This window comes from Gilvibacter sp. SZ-19, from assembly GCF_002163875.1.
Lineage (GTDB): Bacteria > Bacteroidota > Bacteroidia > Flavobacteriales > Flavobacteriaceae > Gilvibacter.
Map to the genome: position 1 here is coordinate 1,249,407 of NZ_CP019333.1, position 14,204 is coordinate 1,263,610.

Below are 14,204 nucleotides of genomic sequence, written 5' to 3' on the forward strand. Positions count from 1 at the left end.
ACAAAAGAAAACCCGCTAGATCTTAGCGGGTTTTTTTATTCTGTAGTGTCAGTTTGTTCGGTCTGTAGTTCCTGTATACCCTGTTTAATGGATTGGTTTGGGAAGAATCCTTGGTAGAGTAAGATCAAGCCAAATCCTATAATGAGAATACTCACCCAGCGCTTGGTCCTAAAAATAAAGCGCGGCGTGAGTTTAGAGCGCAATTTTTTAGCTAAAGTAATCTTTACTAAATCCGTAGAAAAGAAAACAATCAAGACGGTACTTAGAAAAAGTATGACTCCTTCTTTAGAAGAAGTAAGTGCATTGGCCATGATCATGGTTCCCATCCAACCGGCAAGAACACCGAAATTCACAAAGTTTAAAAGGAAGCCTTTTAAGAATAAGCCAGGTAGGTTCTTTTTAACACTGACAGAATAGTGTTCTCTTACAATTTTTATAAAGGATTTAGAGATGCGGATGTATGAAATGATCCCATAGACCACCAAAATAGCACCTCCAAAAATGATGAGATTCGGGTCGTTCTGCAGTTTTTCTAAGATCTTTTCTGTACTAAAATAAACAAAGACAATGAAGAGTATATCTGCAGTAAAAGCACCGATATTAAAGAACAGGGCCGCCTTAAATCCCTTAGAAATAGCGGTTTCTATAAGCGTAAAAAAGACAGGCCCTAAAGCAAAGGCTAATAAGAAACCATAAACTGCCGCATATAATAAGCCGTCTGTCATACCCCATAAAAATACGAATATTTACAGGGGTAAAAAGTCAAAATTAGAGAAACCTTGGTTGCATTATGGAAGCTATAAAAAAAGCTCATAACTAAGATTAATCACGAGCTTAAAAATTGTTTGGTTGTCCCTTTAGTACATGCGTTCTATTCGGCCGCCGGCAAAGGTTTTCTTTTTGAGTTCAGCTGGTTCTCCATATACGTAGATATCGCCACCCGCAGTGACCTTCAGCTCTGCCTTGTCTTTGGCGTGAATCTCTGCCTCACCTCCTGCCGCAATAGTTACTTTAGTATAAGAGGTAATTAGGTCTTGGCCTTCATAAATTCCTCCAGTATTTAAGGTAACTTCTTGCCAATCGGTCTTTCCAGAGGTTTCTAAGATCCCGCCGGTAACGGCGCGTGCTTTAAGACGTTTTACATCTAAACCAACTTTAATAGTACCTCCTTCTTGAGCTCTCAACTCCAATTCATCTTGAATTAAAGTTTCATTGACAGTGATATAAGAACCTTCGTTGGCATCGATAGTTGCAATGCTTTTAAAGTAAACCTCTACGAAGGTATCATCGCCGTTGAAACGCTTATCGATCTCCATACGGATCTTGAGCTTGCCGTTGTCATTGATGATCTTTACGTAATCTACATCACGGCCTTTGACCACTACCCGATTCTCATCCGCAGGGATCATATTCACCTCGATCAGGTCAAAAACTTTTATGGTATCAAAATCTCCTACCTCTTTATTGATCTCTTGTGCAAAGAGCTGACTGGTAAAGATTAAGGTTATAAGTGTAATTATCCGCTTCATATTTCTTTTAGATTGCTACACTAAGGAGTCACACTAACACAAAATGTTACAGTGCGTTGGGATAATTGTGATCTTCTTTGTGTCCTAGTAGGTTGTAATCTAACTGCTTTTTGACCAAATCGGCATTCTTTAATGTGATATACACTTCATCTCCAAGCTGATACATCATCTTAGTGTTGGCACCAACCACAGCCATTTGGTCGCGGTCAAAATCAAAATGGTCTTCTTTAAGATCTCTTAAAGCAACCATTCCTTCACAACGATTACTGATGATCTCCACATAGATTCCCCATTCGGTGACTCCAGAAATAACACCCAAGAATACCTCGTCCTTGTATTGACTCATGTATTTAACCTGCATGTATTTAATGCTGTCGCGTTCTGCACTAGAAGCGGTGTATTCCATATCGCTACAGTGACCACAATCTCTTTCGAATTGGTCTTTGTCTGCACTTTTCCCTCCGTCTAAATAATGCTGCAACAAACGATGCACCATAACATCCGGATAACGGCGAATCGGTGAAGTAAAGTGGGTATAATAATCAAACGCTAAACCATAGTGACCAATATTCTCGGTGCTATAAATAGCTTTGCTCATTGATCTGATGGCTAAGGTATCTACCAAGTTTTGCTCCTTTGCTCCTTGTACATCTTTTAAGAGTTGATTCAAGGCGGCGGTGGTAGACTTTCTGTCTTTTACAGAAAAACGGTGTCCAAACTGATAGGCGATGTTTCCGAGTTGCGCCAGTTTTTCATCGTCTGGCTCGTCGTGGATTCGATATACAAAGGTCTTTGGAGGATTTTGTTTCCCTATGAATTCTGCCACTCTTCTGTTGGCTAAAAGCATAAACTCTTCTATGAGTTTGTTGGCGTCCTTAGAGGTTTTAAAGAAGATCCCCTCTGGATTATTGTCTTTATCTAGATGGAATTTGGTTTCCACTTTATCAAAAGAGATGGCACCAGCTTGCATACGTTTTTTACGCATGATCTTTGCTAGAACATCTAAGGTTGAGATAGCCTCAACCAAAGCCGATGGCACCTTATAAGCACCTTCGCGAATTGAAATATCTTCCGGAATTTCCACTTCAGAAAAAGGAGCATCTTGTTTAGCTTCAATTACAACTTGAGCTTCTTCGTAAGCAAAACGAGCATCAGAATAAGTCACTGTTCTACCAAACCACTGCGATTGGATCTGCGCATCCTTACTGATCTCAAATACAGCAGAAAAAGTGTATTTCTCTTCGTTTGGACGTAAAGAACAAGCGTTGTTAGAAAGCACTTCCGGCAACATAGGCACCACTCTATCCACTAAATAAACAGAAGTGGCACGTTCAAAGGCTTCTTCATCTAAAATGGTTCCTTCCTGTAAATAATGAGACACATCGGCAATGTGAATACCAATTTCATAATTGCCATTTTCCAAGACTTGGAAAGAGAGTGCATCGTCAAAATCCTTAGCGTCTTTAGGGTCGATTGTAAAGGTTAAAACCTCCCGCATATCACGCCTTTTATCGATCTCTTTTTGAGTGATAGATGTATCTAACTGATCTGCAAAAGCTTGCACCTCATGAGGAAATTCATACGGTAATCCGTATTGCGCTAAAATAGCATGGATCTCTGTATTGTGCTCACCTTCAGGACCAAAGCTCTTTATAATACTCCCAAACGGAGAGTCTGCAGATTCTGGCCAGTCTTCTAACTTAACCAGTACTTTATCACCATCTTGTGCTTTCCCGATCTTGTTCTTTGGAACAAAAATATCTACCGATAATTTAGAAGCAGAAGTATCTACAAAGGCGAAATTCTTTTGGATCTGAATGGTTCCGACAAACTCGGTGCGTTTGCGCTCGATCACTCTGGTGATCTCCCCTTCTAATTTTCCACCCTTTCTTCTTTTGAATATATAGACTTCAACTTTATCTCCGTTCAAAGCCCTATTGAGATTGCCTTGTTTTATAAAGACATCTTCTTGCATGCCGTCTACAATGACATAGCCTTGTCCTCTACTAGTAACATCTATAGTACCCTCGTGGTAGAAGGATTTAGCAACTATTTTGAATTTCCCTCTATCGATCTCCTCCACTTGTCCTTTAGACTGTAATTGTCTGAGTTTTTTTATGATCTGATTGCGACCACTTGGGTCTGTAACCTGTAATTTGGCTGCAATTTGTTTGTAATTGAAACTCCTGGAAGGATCTTGTTTCAGGATACTGAGTATGCTTCGGCTAAGTTGCTGAATCTTAGTTGTTCCCTTTTTCTTTCTTTTTTTCTTCCCCATTAGAAACTTTAAGCGACAAAAGTAGACCAATAAAGCGAGAATGCGTTTTTTAAGCCTAAAAGATTTGGTAAATTAGACTCATGGAGCGATTTGAAACTATAGCCATATTCACCTATCCTTCAGAATATACTGTGCTGGAGCATCTGCTTCAACAACAGGCTATTCGCTATGTTTTTCAGAACGAGATCATGATCTCTGTCCTTCCTTTTCACTCCAACGCCATAGGCGGAATCAGACTCAAAGTACATCCGCAGGACAAAGAAACAGCCATCCAGATCATCGAAGATCTCAAATCCTCAGGCAGACTTCAAATAGTCTAAACAGTTTTTAACAACATATATATTTATCTCTTTTTTTCTTTTTTTTAAAATTGAATTATTGATGCTTATTATAGGGTGTTGACAACTGGTAAAACTTCTTTTCAATAAATTTTGAAGGCGTTTAAAAAGTAGTTTATTGACGTGTTCTTAACAACTAATTACTGATCTTGTAGTTTGATTTATAAAGGATTGAGAATTTAAGTTCACAACTGTGAATAACTCCAATAAAAAGTGAATTTTTAATAAGTGAATTTCACAACGGCTGTTAGAAACTTCCTGTATTTTTGTAATAAGTTCATTAAAAGATGGAATAATTAAAATTGGTTTGCTACACTTATTTTATAAGGAGCTTTTTTAATTGAAAAACCAAATTTATTTATCGATAGGCAGTAACAATTTATAAACATATAATCTACAGCCTATAGCTAATTACTCCTCCGTATTTGAATCAATATTAATACTAGCCTAAGCGCGAAACCTTAAACACCACATTATGAAGATCTCCATAGGAAACGACCACGCCGGTACTGAATACAAAGCCGCTATTAAAGCGCATCTCGAAGCCCAAGGCCACAAAGTGAGTAATCACGGTACCGACGATAGTTCTAGTGTTGATTATCCTGACTTTATTCATCCAGTTGCTACAGATGTAGAGAATGGCGCTGCAGACCTAGGGATCATTATTTGCGGAAGTGGAAACGGAGCAGCTATGACAGCCAATAAGCACCAACAAGTAAGAGCTGCCTTGTGTTGGACTAAAGAAATCACAGAGCTGGCCAGATTACATAATGACGCGAACGTACTTAGTATTCCAGCCCGTTTCACCTCTTTACCACAGGCTGTCGCTATGGTAGATGTGTTTTTAAACACAGAATTTGAGGGAGGTAGACACGCCAATCGCGTGAATAAAATTGCTTGTATGTAATACCGATCTTATGGGCGGGAACCATCATCATCACGATTCCAAAGGCACCAAATTGGTGGTGTCTATCTTGCTCAATGTGATCATCACCGCTTCTCAAGTTATAGGAGGAGTTATCTCAGGCAGTCTTGCCTTACTTTCTGATGCACTACATAATTTCAGTGATGTTCTATCACTGCTTATCAGTTATATCGCAGAGCGGCTTTCCAAACGCTCTGCCTCCACAGCAAAAACTTTCGGATACAAGCGCGCCGAAATTATAGCGGCTTTTATAAACTCCAGCACTTTGCTTATTGTAGCGGTGATCTTAATTGTGGAGTCTATAGAGCGTTTTGTGAGTCCTCAAGAAATTGAAAGCAATTTAGTGATCTGGCTGTCTGCAATTGCTATAGTTGGAAACGGCTTAAGTGTTCTTTTACTGCGGAAGGAAGCTGGCAGCAACATGAATATGCGCTCTGCCTATTTACACTTACTAACCGATATGGCCGCCTCTGTTGCGGTACTCATTGGCGGTTTACTTATGAAATACTATCAGCTTTGGTGGGTAGACAGCGCCCTTACTATGGCTATTGCGCTGTATTTGATCTTTATGGGTTACGACTTGTTCAAGCAATCGCTAAAAGTGTTGATGTTGTTCACTCCTGCGGGAATCGAGATAGAGAATATCATTAAAACGGTCAACGAATTTCCAAGTGTTCAAGCCATGCATCATGTGCATGTATGGCAGGCCAATGAAGATGAGACACATCTGGAAGCGCATTTAGATCTACATGAGGATATTCGAATTTCTGAGTTCGACACGCTATTACTTAAAATAGAAGCGTATCTTAAAAAAGAGTACGGAATCAATCACGTAAATATTCAACCAGAATTCAATAAAAACGACGCCAAAGATGTCATTGTCCAAGACTGATCTTATCATTACAGTTAAAACCTTTGAAGATCTAAACATCAGGGAGCTCTACGAGTTGCTGCAACTGCGCAGCGAGGTTTTCGTTGTAGAACAAGATTGTGTTTATCAGGATCTGGACGGAAAAGATCAGAAGGCGTTGCATATTATTGGTACGCGCAACGGAAAGATAGTGGCCTATACCCGCTGCTTTAAACCTGGAGATTATTTTGCAGAAGCGGCCATTGGCAGGGTAGTGGTGGCAGAAGAATTTCGCAAGGATGGCTACGGACATCAGATCATGAAAGCCTCTGTAGCTGCAATTTCAGAACACTACAAAACCAATATCATTAAACTTTCCGCTCAGACCTATTTGATTGATTTTTACAACAGCCACGGTTTTAAAACAACAGGGGAATCCTATCTAGAAGATGGAATTCCACATATTGCAATGATTAAAGCTTAATGAGAATCTTACTCCAAAGAGTCGATAATAAACACCCAGACCTTTTAAAGTTGGTGCAGCAGTTAGATGAGGAACTCAAGATCACCGATGGAGATGATCACGACTTTTACGATCAGTATAATGGTCTGGATGATATTAAGCATTTACTTTTGGCCTATACCGAAAATCGCGCGACCGCCTGCGGCGGTTTTAAAGCCATAAATAAAACCACGGCCGAAGTAAAACGCATGTACACCGCCCAAGAAGCTCGCGGAAAAGGTCTTGCAAGAGCTATTTTACAAGAGGTTGAACTTTGGGCTAAGCAAGAGGGTTTTGAACGCTTGGTCTTAGAAACTGGCGTACGCCAATACTCTGCAATTGCGCTCTACCAGAAAACTGGCTACCAGCGCATGGAAGAAAATTATGGTCCGTATAAAGGTGTGGCAGAGAGCCTGTGTTTTTCCAAATTACTTTAGGATCTTCGCATAACGCTGCGGATCATTAAGCACCGCAAGGGCTTCTAAGATCTCCGGGTTATTCACTACTTGATATTCATACAATCCTTCACGATAGAAATAGCGCTTTAAGATCTCTTGTTCTAAAAGAGATTTGATCTCTACCTTTTTGTCGCGCAATTCGTCTTGCTTAACCTCGTTTATGGCAGCTCTCAATTGTCCGTAGGCCTTATCGATCTTGCCCTGGAGTTCGTCACTTTTGGCTTTATTAAACGCGGCTTCAAAAGCCTTTTCCGTTTCGGTCTCGTACTCGAATCCGTTCTTGTTGAGAAACTTTAAAAACGCCTCAAAATCGGCATCTGTAAACTCGAAATTAGACCAGGAGTCCAGCTTTTTCTTGTAATAGTAGTCCGTGGCGAAATTAAAAATGGCATTATCCCTAAGCAAGGCTGTAGTTATTGGGCTGTACTTAGAAGACTCTAAGACTATGTCCGGAAGAATTCCTCCTCCGTCGTAGACAGTTCTACCGCCGCGTGTTTTAAAGGCGTTATACTCGTCTGGTTCGGCGCGAACCGGATCTCCGTTCTCGTCCCTGTTCCAGTAATCCAAGGCCTGAATACATCTGCCGCTTGGTGTGTAATATCTCGAGATAGTGATCTTAAGCTGGGTGCCATAAGTGAGTTTTTTTGGACGCTGTACCAAGCCCTTTCCAAAACTGCGGGCGCCAATTACCACCCCGCGATCCAGATCTTGAATGGCTCCAGAAACGATCTCACTAGCCGAGGCCGATCGACCATTGACCAAAACCACCAAAGGGATCTCTGTATCCACGGGGTCTTGTTGGGTCATGTAGGTGCGGTTGTATTTTTTAATGACGGATTTTGTCGTGGTAATTACCTCTCCCTTATTGACAAATAAGTTCACCACATTAATGGCCTCATTGAGCAAGCCCCCCGGGTTCCCTCTAAGGTCAAGGATGATCTTTTTAGCTCCTTCTTCTTTAAGATCCTCTAAGGCTTTACGGGTCTCTATGGTTGTTTTTGCATTGAATTTACTCAACACAATATAACCGGTATCACCGCCGATGAGTTTCGAAAAAGGAACCGCTTTAATACCCACCGCTTCTCGGGTCAAGTTTGTGGTGTACTCCTTGCCCTGGCGCAAATAAGTTAGCGAAACCGTGGTGCCGGGAGCCCCTTTTAAGAGGTCTCCGGCATCATCGGTAAAATCACTTAAGGAGATATTGTCGATCTTAATGATCTCATCGCCGGCCTTGAGTCCAGCCTTATCTGCCGGATACCCTTTAAAAGGCTCCATAACAATAATTTTCCCCTTTATTGTTCTTGCAGAGGCGCCAATTCCGGTGTATTCACCAGAGTTGTTGATTCGGGCGTCCTCCACTTCTTGCTCGTTCCAGTAAACCGTATACGGGTCCAGGTCGTCTAACATTCCCGTGATGGCTTTATCCATCAGCTCGGCGGGCGTGGTCTCGTCTACATAATTCATATTGAGTTCTTTGAATAAGGTGGTGAAGATCTCCACTTGTTTTGCAATTTCAAAGAAGTCGTTTTTAAAAGCCGTGGTGCTGATTAAGATCAGCCCTAAGACCACAGGGATTCCGATACGTTTTACGCGTTTAAGCATAGCTCGATTTTTTATGAGTTCGCAGATCTTTTAGATCTTTTCAAATAGCTTCTAATAATAAAGAACGCCAGGCCAACAACCAATAAGAAGGGCCAGAGGTATAGCACTCCGATAAAAAAGGTCAGTAGTCCGTTCCACCCGCCTTTTAGAGCGTTGGCGATCTTGCTGCCAAAGGACGCTTGCACCTGTGCCTCAACAGTTTCTTTGTAAAAGCGAAGGCTAATGGTGCTCATGCTCACCTGACTTTGCAGGTAGTTCAATCGCCCTTGTTTGGCCTCGATCTCTTCGCGGATACTGGCCAGTTCGCGTTCTATCTCCAACATTTCTTTTACGTTCTTAGCCTTGCTGAGCAGTTGCAGATAGCGCTCCTCTAATTTACGCTTGGCTTTGAGTCGGGCTTGGAGATCGACAAATTCTTCGCCCACATCTCGGCGCGAAATCCGTTTGGTGTCAAAATAATCCACGCCTTGACCTATAGAATCCACTAGGGTCTCAAAATTTGCCGAAGGTACACGGATCACCAAGTTTCGATAGACTTGGTTGTATGATTTTCCGGTATTGTCGTCTTGCAAGTTTCCTCCCGTTGCAGCGATGGCTTTGCGAACGCGTAAATAAGTAGCGTCCATGTCTCGCGTAGCGAATTCAATGTCTGCCGTTTTGATGATCTTGGTGTCAGCGGCCTTTGCATCAAGTTCTTCGGATGGGCTTGATTCTACAAAAACTTCTTCCATGTCGTCCCAGCCAGCCTCGTCGGCTGCGGCGTATTTCGCAGAAGAATTTCCGCCGTCAGAACACGCTAAAAAGGTCCCAAAAAGGGTAATAAATAAGGTTTTCATCATTCCAATTGTTTTAAAAGTTTAACCATTAACAGGCGTAATTCATTTAAAGTTGGAAGATTCTTGCCCGTGTAAACAAAGAGTATCAAATACCGTGCAGAAGTCTTTTGGAATTGGCTTTTCTCCAACCTATAAGCTTCTCGCATCAAGCGTTTAACACGATTACGGTCTACAGCGCTCTTAAAATTTCGCTTAGAAACGGCAAAGGCCGCTTTATGCGTTTGCACCTCAGCAGGCATAAAACGCATCAGCAGCGGAAACGACTTAGCACTTTTACCTTCGGTAAATAAGGCTTCGATCTGTTTGCTGCTCTTTAATCGCTCCGAAGCAGGAAATTTTAGCATAGGTTAAATGTAACCAATTAAGAGGCTCAGAAATCCCAATTATTTCTAAAAACAAAAAAAGTCCCGCAATGGCGGGACTTTTAGAATTTTGTGCAGGCCAATTATAGCTTCTTTACATTGTCGTCTGGACTCACGTCCGCCATTAATTTAGACGGATCGATCTCGATGCTCTGAATGCTCCTTCCGTTGTTAGGAATCTCGAAAACGTAGGTTGGGTATGCCCAAGCCCAGTCTTCTAAGACCGTGCGATTCACCCCAGAGTATGGGTTGTCTTTCATGCCGCGCATCATGCGCAATGGAATATAGAACGACTCTTTAGAACCATCGGCATAAGTTACCATTAGATCTATTGGCATTGGCATTAGCCCAGTGCGTTTAAGGGTTACCTGTGTTCCGCTGTCTGTAGCTACTATATTTTCAATACCGTAATCTATAGTATTGGTTGTTTGTCCAAAGTCTTGCAAGTACCAATCCAACTCTAAACCAGAAACCTTTTCAGCTACGCGAATAAAGTCGTTAGGCGTTGGGTGCTTAAAAACAAAATCGGTGTAATAACGCTTAATAGTCTTGGCCAGATTCTCCTTCCCGATCACATAACCTAGCTGTGCCATAAACACAGCGCCTTTACTATAGGCAGCAATACCGTAAGCCATGTTAATGTCATAACGATCTGCATGGGTGGTCAAGGGTTGTTCCTTGCCGCTGTTTGCCAGGTAAATATAACCGCGGTACGAACCTGAATGTGGGTTTTCGGCATTCTCTCCCATGATCTCATTCATCGCCTCGCTGGAAATGTAAGAGGTAAAGCCCTCATCCATCCATTCGTGAATAGATTCGTTGGTCGCTAGTAGGAATTGAAACCAACTGTGCGCCATTTCGTGAGCTGTCACACCAACTAAAGAGCCGAATTTACGCTCTCCGGTTATCAAAGTGCTCATAGCGTATTCCATTCCTCCGTCTCCTCCTTGGATCACAGAATACTGCTTGTAAGGATAGGTTCCGATATGGGTGTTGAAGTATTCTAAAAGCTCCGCAGTTTTAGGCTGCAATTCTTTCCAATTCTTCAAACTCTGTTCGTTCATGGTTTTCTTGTAGTAGAAGTTGAGCGTAACTCCATTAGCTCCTTGATAAGTATCGTGGATATAATCCGGATCTGCTGCCCAAGTAAAGTCATGGACCATAGGAGCGTCGAAAACATAAGTCGTTTTGCCGCGCTTGGTTTTAGGTTCACCGACCAAGTATCCGGTACCACCCACAACGAAATCTTTATCGATACTCAAAGTGACTTTCCAGTCTCCCCAAACACCGTGAAATTCGCGTCCAATATAAGGGTGAGCGTGCCAGCCTTGAAAATCGTATTCTGCTAATTTTGGGTACCACTGCGTCATAGAGTAAGCTACACCTTCTGCATTATAGCGTCCACTTCTGCGGATCTGTACAGGTACTTGCGCATCCCATTCCATATAAAAAGTGGTACTGGCTCCAGGCAAGATGGCCTCTGCCAGATCAACCTCCATAACCGTACCCACAACCTCATAGTTGAGCTCCATACCGTTTTGAGTCAGTTTCAAGGGTTTGATGTAACCGATCTCTTCTGGGCTGAGTTTAGATATGCGATCTTTTACTCGCGGATCTGCATCGGCAATGGTTCTGGAACGAACGTCCATTTCGCTGCCTGGTTGAAACGCGTTGAAGTACAAATGATAGAACACACGATTAAGCGTGTCTGGCGAATTGTTCGTGTATTCAATGGTTTGCTTTCCTTTATACTGATGGGTTTCAACATCAAAGTCGATGTCCATGGTATAATCGGCCTTTTGCTGCCAATAGGAAGTGTTATTCTGAGCATAGCTGCCCAGCGCAAAGCAAGTCAGCAGCAGTAAAACTAAATTTCTCATTATCGAGCCATTTTATCTGCCATAAGAATGGCGTTATACATGTTTACCATATTCCCAGATTTGGAGATCTCTCCAAAGGCCTGAGCGTTTGAGCTGTCTCCTCCAAGCACTACATTTTGTGAAGAGCTCAAACCGCTTTTCATCAAGATATCTTTTACTTGAGCAGCCGTTAGGCTTGGGTAATAGGAGCGGATAACCGCAGCAACTCCTGCAGCCGCTGGCGCCGCCATAGAAGTTCCTTGTTGATACTCGTAAGTGTTGTTCGGCATGGTAGACCAGATCTTGGTTCCAGGCGCAAACACATCTACAGAAGTGTTACCATAGTTAGAAAAGGTGGCAACCATTTCACTTCCGTAGTCGTGGTGCAATGCACCAATGGTGATAAAGTTGTCTGCGATCTCAGAACCGTCTAATTCCTGATCGTTCGGGTATACTTGAATTCCATCCAGATCGAAAGCCTCATTACCAGCAGCATTAACGATCAGCACGTCTTTGCTAGCAGCATATTTAATGGCATCCCAAACCCATTCAGGGTGTGGAGAATAATACTTACCAAAACTAGTGTTGATCACCTTTGCTCCATTGTCTGCCGCATAGCGGATCGCCAAAGCGATGTCTTTATCGTACTCGTCACCGTCTGGCACTGCGCGCAGTACCATGATCTCAACATTGTTCGCAACCCCGTTCATACCGAGGCCGTTGTTGCGCTCTGCAGCAATGATACCAGCCACATGCGTTCCGTGAGATACATCTTCTTTGTCTTCAGACGGACCGTCTACATCGTTATTTCCGTAAGACTTGTCGTTCCAGTCGTCTGGGTTATCACCCAAAACACCTCTAAAATCCTCGGTCATGTTGAAATGCGTTTCCAAACGGCCGGAGAAATATTCGATTCCGCCTTCCAATTGCTCAATCACATCTGGCACAGTATCAGCATAGTTTAGCATTTGGGAAAGTATGCCAATTTGCTGCTGAGTTGCTGGGTCTGGGTTTGAAATGCCCTGAAGGTCTTTAGCGTTGTAGTCTTCTTTGCCTAAGCGCTTAGCAATAGCTTCGTGAGCAGGTTTTACTTGACCCAAGATAGAGTTGTATCGGGTTAAATTACCTTGAACATCTGCCAATTCTTTGTCATATTCTGCCTTGGCCTTTTTGTATATAGCGTAATCGGCTCGGTCTGCCGCACTGATGGCTGCTTCGGATTTACCTTCGAACTTAGGGCCTAGTTTGCGCAAATAGCGCACATATTCCATGTTCTCACCAATGATATCACCTAAGAAGTTCCAACCGTGAATGTCGTCTACATAACCGTTGTTGTCGTCATCCTTCCCATTGTTAGGGATCTCATCTTTGTTCACCCAGATCACATCGTCAAGGTCTTCGTGCTCAATATCGGTTCCGCTATCTATAACGGCAACGATAACCGTTTGCCCCTTTTTCTTGTTGAGTAATTCTGCATAGGCTTTATCTACACTCATTCCAGGGATAGTGTCTGCAACAAGGTCCGCAGCACCCCAAGCTTTCATTTGGGCCTCTGTAAGCGGCTCCACTTTTAGGGGTACGGCATCGATATTTCCAATTGGGGTGGAAACCAATGGGGCAGGTCCGCCACAGGCAACCAATAACAGCGACGAACATAACGCTGGCAGGATCATCTTCTTCATATTCATAAGTATCATTAATTAAATAGATTGTTAAATGTATAGGCTTGGTCAAAACGCACACCTTTTTCGGTGTGTTTAACCGTAATAATTTCGTGATAAGGGTCGTGCTCTAAAAACAAATAGAACTCTTCTGTCGCGGCTTTGTCTAAAAAGGCCGCTTTTTCATCTAAGGTCAAAAGTGGGCGGGTATCATAACCCATTACATAGGGTAGCGGCACATGACCTGCTGTTGGCAACAGATCTGCCATAAACACCAAGGTCTTTCCTTTGTATTGAATGTGCGGAATCATTTGCTTTTCGGTATGTCCATCGGCAAAAAGTATTCCAAAGCCCAATTCGCTACTACTGCTGAACGGAAGATTCCCAGGCTGAACAAAGTGCAATTGACCGCTTTCTTCCAAAGGCATGATGTTCTCTTTTAAAAACGAGGCCTTCTCTCTCGCGTTTGGATGCACCGCCCAATCCCAATGCGATCTGTTGGTCCAGTATTTAGCATTTTTAAAGGCCGGTCTGTAGCCGCTCTTGTCTGCGTTCCAGACCACCGAACCTCCGCAGTGATCAAAGTGCAAATGTGTCATGAATACATCGGTAATGTCGTCTGGATGAAAACCGTGTTTGGCCAAAGATTTTTCCAAACTATAATCGCCCCAGAGATAATAATAGCCAAAGAATTTCTCCGACTGTTTATTACCCATACCGGTATCGATAAGTATCAGACGATCGCCATCTTCGATAAGTAAACAGCGGGCGGCCATATCGATCATATTGTTGGCGTCGGCTGGGTTGGTTCGCGACCAAAGCGACTTAGGAACCACTCCGAACATGGCACCACCATCTAACTTAAAATTTCCGGATTCAATAGGGTAGAGGGTCATCGGCAATTAATAGTCATGCAAAATACTAAATGCCAAAGACTCTTGTGAGTTTAAAGCCCAGATTTTTGGGATTGTTAACTAAGTATTTTAACAATTTTAGCACTTATG

14 protein-coding genes are annotated in these 14,204 nt (G+C 42.6%); 5 read left to right on the forward strand and 9 right to left on the reverse strand.

Annotated elements, in window-relative coordinates; translation table 11 throughout:
- Positions 1-35 precede the first annotated feature (35 nt).
- The 3 genes from BTO09_RS05705 to rnr form a co-directional block, all read right to left on the reverse strand.
- Positions 36-725 carry a LysE family translocator gene (locus tag BTO09_RS05705; RefSeq protein WP_087523852.1) on the reverse strand — a complete coding sequence of 230 codons (690 nt, stop codon included), beginning with the start codon at positions 723-725 and terminating at the stop codon, positions 36-38.
- A 132-nt stretch (positions 726-857) separates the two neighbouring features.
- Positions 858-1,529 carry a head GIN domain-containing protein gene (locus tag BTO09_RS05710; protein WP_087523853.1) on the reverse strand — a complete coding sequence of 224 codons (672 nt, stop codon included), beginning with the start codon at positions 1,527-1,529 and terminating at the stop codon, positions 858-860.
- A gap of 46 nt (positions 1,530-1,575) precedes the next feature.
- Entirely contained in the window at positions 1,576-3,807 is a 2,232-nt protein-coding gene (gene rnr, locus BTO09_RS05715; RefSeq protein WP_087523854.1) for a ribonuclease R, read from the reverse strand.
- Positions 3,808-3,887: 80 nt separating this feature from the next.
- Here rnr and BTO09_RS05720 point away from each other — a divergent pair, with 80 nt between their 5' ends.
- The 5 genes from BTO09_RS05720 to BTO09_RS05740 all read left to right on the forward strand — a co-directional run bounded on the left by BTO09_RS05720 (position 3,888) and on the right by BTO09_RS05740 (position 6,859).
- Complete coding sequence (locus BTO09_RS05720) at positions 3,888-4,127, forward strand: hypothetical protein (protein WP_087523855.1); 240 nt, start codon at positions 3,888-3,890, stop codon at positions 4,125-4,127.
- Positions 4,128-4,620: 493 nt separating this feature from the next.
- A complete protein-coding gene (gene rpiB, locus BTO09_RS05725) occupies positions 4,621-5,052 on the forward strand; it encodes a ribose 5-phosphate isomerase B (RefSeq protein WP_087523856.1) in 432 nt (143 codons plus the stop codon).
- 10 nt (positions 5,053-5,062) lie between these two features.
- The gene (locus BTO09_RS05730) at positions 5,063-5,962 is read left to right on the forward strand and encodes a cation diffusion facilitator family transporter (protein WP_087525497.1); all 900 of its coding nucleotides are present in this window, start codon (positions 5,063-5,065) and stop codon (positions 5,960-5,962) included.
- Positions 5,943-6,404: a GNAT family N-acetyltransferase gene (locus BTO09_RS05735; protein ID WP_087523857.1), complete on the forward strand. Its 462-nt coding sequence runs from the start codon at positions 5,943-5,945 to the stop codon at positions 6,402-6,404. The genes BTO09_RS05730 and BTO09_RS05735 overlap by 20 nt, the downstream gene beginning before the upstream one ends.
- Positions 6,404-6,859, forward strand: coding sequence for a GNAT family N-acetyltransferase (locus BTO09_RS05740; RefSeq protein WP_232454999.1), 456 nt, complete (start codon positions 6,404-6,406; stop codon positions 6,857-6,859). Before BTO09_RS05735 ends, BTO09_RS05740 begins: the two co-directional genes overlap by 1 nt.
- Here the strand turns inward: BTO09_RS05740 and BTO09_RS05745 are convergent.
- The 6 genes from BTO09_RS05745 to BTO09_RS05770 all read right to left on the reverse strand — a co-directional run bounded on the left by BTO09_RS05745 (position 6,851) and on the right by BTO09_RS05770 (position 14,096).
- Positions 6,851-8,482, reverse strand: a complete 1,632-nt coding sequence (locus tag BTO09_RS05745) for a S41 family peptidase (RefSeq protein WP_087523858.1) — start codon at positions 8,480-8,482, stop codon at positions 6,851-6,853. The genes BTO09_RS05740 and BTO09_RS05745 overlap by 9 nt on opposite strands.
- 11 nt (positions 8,483-8,493) lie before the next feature.
- Positions 8,494-9,321, reverse strand: a complete 828-nt coding sequence (locus BTO09_RS05750) for a DUF4349 domain-containing protein (RefSeq protein ID WP_087523859.1) — start codon at positions 9,319-9,321, stop codon at positions 8,494-8,496.
- Positions 9,318-9,662 (reverse strand): ribonuclease P protein component, encoded by a 345-nt coding sequence (rnpA, locus tag BTO09_RS05755; RefSeq protein WP_087523860.1) that lies wholly within the window; start codon positions 9,660-9,662, stop codon positions 9,318-9,320. Before rnpA ends, BTO09_RS05750 begins: the two co-directional genes overlap by 4 nt.
- A gap of 101 nt (positions 9,663-9,763) precedes the next feature.
- On the reverse strand, positions 9,764-11,560 hold the full coding sequence (locus BTO09_RS05760; RefSeq protein WP_087523861.1) for a M1 family metallopeptidase: 1,797 nt from the start codon (positions 11,558-11,560) through the stop codon (positions 9,764-9,766).
- Entirely contained in the window at positions 11,560-13,227 is a 1,668-nt protein-coding gene (locus BTO09_RS05765) for a S8 family peptidase (RefSeq protein ID WP_087525499.1), read from the reverse strand. The genes BTO09_RS05760 and BTO09_RS05765 overlap by 1 nt, the downstream gene beginning before the upstream one ends.
- Before the next feature lie 8 nt (positions 13,228-13,235).
- The gene (locus BTO09_RS05770) at positions 13,236-14,096 is read right to left on the reverse strand and encodes an MBL fold metallo-hydrolase (RefSeq protein WP_087523862.1); all 861 of its coding nucleotides are present in this window, start codon (positions 14,094-14,096) and stop codon (positions 13,236-13,238) included.
- Positions 14,097-14,204 lie beyond the last annotated feature (108 nt).

What these genes read in the sequence shown, in the direction of transcription:
- BTO09_RS05705 (WP_087523852.1), bottom strand. Translation starts at nt 725, where the DNA reads ATGACAGACGGCTTATTATATGCGGCAGTTTATGGTTTCTTATTAGCC.
- BTO09_RS05710 (WP_087523853.1), bottom strand. Translation starts at nt 1,529, where the DNA reads ATGAAGCGGATAATTACACTTATAACCTTAATCTTTACCAGTCAGCTC.
- rnr (WP_087523854.1), bottom strand. Translation starts at nt 3,807, where the DNA reads ATGGGGAAGAAAAAAAGAAAGAAAAAGGGAACAACTAAGATTCAGCAA.
- BTO09_RS05720 (WP_087523855.1), top strand. Translation starts at nt 3,888, where the DNA reads ATGGAGCGATTTGAAACTATAGCCATATTCACCTATCCTTCAGAATAT.
- rpiB (WP_087523856.1), top strand. Translation starts at nt 4,621, where the DNA reads ATGAAGATCTCCATAGGAAACGACCACGCCGGTACTGAATACAAAGCC.
- BTO09_RS05730 (WP_087525497.1), top strand. Translation starts at nt 5,063, where the DNA reads ATGGGCGGGAACCATCATCATCACGATTCCAAAGGCACCAAATTGGTG.
- BTO09_RS05735 (WP_087523857.1), top strand. Translation starts at nt 5,943, where the DNA reads ATGTCATTGTCCAAGACTGATCTTATCATTACAGTTAAAACCTTTGAA.
- BTO09_RS05740 (WP_232454999.1), top strand. Translation starts at nt 6,404, where the DNA reads ATGAGAATCTTACTCCAAAGAGTCGATAATAAACACCCAGACCTTTTA.
- BTO09_RS05745 (WP_087523858.1), bottom strand. Translation starts at nt 8,482, where the DNA reads ATGCTTAAACGCGTAAAACGTATCGGAATCCCTGTGGTCTTAGGGCTG.
- BTO09_RS05750 (WP_087523859.1), bottom strand. Translation starts at nt 9,321, where the DNA reads ATGATGAAAACCTTATTTATTACCCTTTTTGGGACCTTTTTAGCGTGT.
- rnpA (WP_087523860.1), bottom strand. Translation starts at nt 9,662, where the DNA reads ATGCTAAAATTTCCTGCTTCGGAGCGATTAAAGAGCAGCAAACAGATC.
- BTO09_RS05760 (WP_087523861.1), bottom strand. Translation starts at nt 11,560, where the DNA reads ATGAGAAATTTAGTTTTACTGCTGCTGACTTGCTTTGCGCTGGGCAGC.
- BTO09_RS05765 (WP_087525499.1), bottom strand. Translation starts at nt 13,227, where the DNA reads ATGAATATGAAGAAGATGATCCTGCCAGCGTTATGTTCGTCGCTGTTA.
- BTO09_RS05770 (WP_087523862.1), bottom strand. Translation starts at nt 14,096, where the DNA reads ATGACCCTCTACCCTATTGAATCCGGAAATTTTAAGTTAGATGGTGGT.